This window comes from Paenibacillus sp. 01T422 (assembly GCF_056398785.1).
The window spans coordinates 1-1740 of the sequence record NZ_JBFTQB010001126.1; the positions used below are offsets into that span (position 1 = coordinate 1).

Annotated in this window: 1 protein-coding gene; it reads right to left on the minus strand. The window is 44.9% G+C overall.

The genetic code is table 11. From position 1 onward, the window contains the following. Positions 1–521: 521 nt before the first annotated feature. A complete protein-coding gene (locus tag AC1DUA_RS36365) occupies positions 522–1484 on the minus strand; it encodes a tRNA dihydrouridine synthase (RefSeq protein ID WP_477504360.1) in 963 nt (320 codons plus the stop codon). Between the last annotated feature and the right edge of the window lie 256 nt (positions 1485–1740).

The window sequence follows — 1740 nt, forward strand, 5'->3', positions numbered from 1 at the left end:
GACTGATACTCTGCCAGCAGTAGGGTGTAGCGCCCAACCCATCTTCATTTTTGAACTCATACTAGCCCTCCGCACTTTTAGGTCGTACTACTTATCTTCGTCAATTCTATTATACTGCCAGAGTCCTAATTTGGCGATATATGGAAGAATAATGTCGAAAAACAATAAAATATGACCCCCACCAGGAATAGCGGGAGCCGAAGACATACGCTTACTTAAACTAATCATTAGCAACAGTGCTATGTGTCAGCATTTCACCCTACTGCGCCGCATCTGGCGAGTTTCCCCCAATCTCAACACACCCTACTAAGCTAATAAACTGGCTGATACATATCTCGAACGAATCTCAATCAGTTCAGGCGCATCCATTAATTTTACACCAACAAGCCAATTTACATAGCAAAAGCCCAAGCATTGAATACGCCTGAGTTCTGTGAACATGTAAATGTGGCTTCAATATTCTATTTCCTCACAAGCGACACATCACTCCACATGTGTGGAGTAATCAGTGAGAACAAGAGCTATTGCTTACTTCCAAACTCATCGAGCAATGCACGCACTTCACTAGTTGAATTTGTATTCATTAAGTTATTTCTTAATTCGCTTGCTCCTCGGAATCCACGGACATAGATTTTAAAGAAGCGAGTCATAGGCTTGAACTGACGCGGCTCCCGTGCTGAATATTGATCATGGAGATCCAGATGCAACCGTAGAAGGTTAAGCAATTCCCCACTACTATGCTCCCGCGGCTCCTTCTCAAAGGCGAAAGGATTATGGAATATACCGCGCCCGATCATAATTCCATCTACACCATACTGTTGTGCGAGCTGTAACCCGACTTGACGGTCAGGTATATCTCCGTTAATGGTCAACAGTGTATCCGGTGCCACCTCATCGCGAAGCTTCTTAATCTCCGGGATTAGCTCCCAATGAGCGTCTACTTTACTCATTTCCTCTCTTGTCCGCAGATGAATGGATAGATTAACGATATCTTGTTTCAAGATATGGGTTAGCCAATCACGCCATTCGTCTATAGCACTGAACCCCAGCCTTGTTTTTACGCTTACGGGCAGTCCTCCGACTTTGGCTGCTTGAATGATCTCACCTGCAACATCAGGACGACAAATCAAGCCACTTCCTTTCCCATTCTCCGCAACGTTGGCTACAGGACAGCCCATATTGATATCGATACCTCTAAACCCTTGTTTCGCCATGCCGATACTCATCTGACGGAAGTATTCCGGCTTATCTCCCCATATGTGCGCGACGATAGGCTGTTCATCCTCTGTGAAAGTCAAACGCCCGCGAACGCTGTGGTTCCCCTCCGGGTGACAATAGCTCTCCGTGTTCGCAAACTCCGTAAAGAAAACATCGGGTCTTGCAGCTTCGCTCACGACATGGCGAAATACAACATCCGTCACATCTTCCATGGGAGCCAATACAAAAAAAGGGCGTGGCAATTCGCGCCAAAAATTATTAATCATATCATAAACCTCTCTATAGAAATCAGGACTATTCAATATCCCAATTCATCTCACTTATTAGCTATTCGTTCCATTGCCAACCTTGCACAAAGTAAAATAAAATTAGCTGCCTTCGCCGGCTGCAGTGGGAAGATAGCGATCTAGGAAGAACGCGCGGCCAGGTCCATAAACTCCCATTTTATCCATGAGGGACAAGACCATATCTTCGAATGAGCTTCTCTCGATATTTTAGAACATTTGATATAGATAGTTCCAC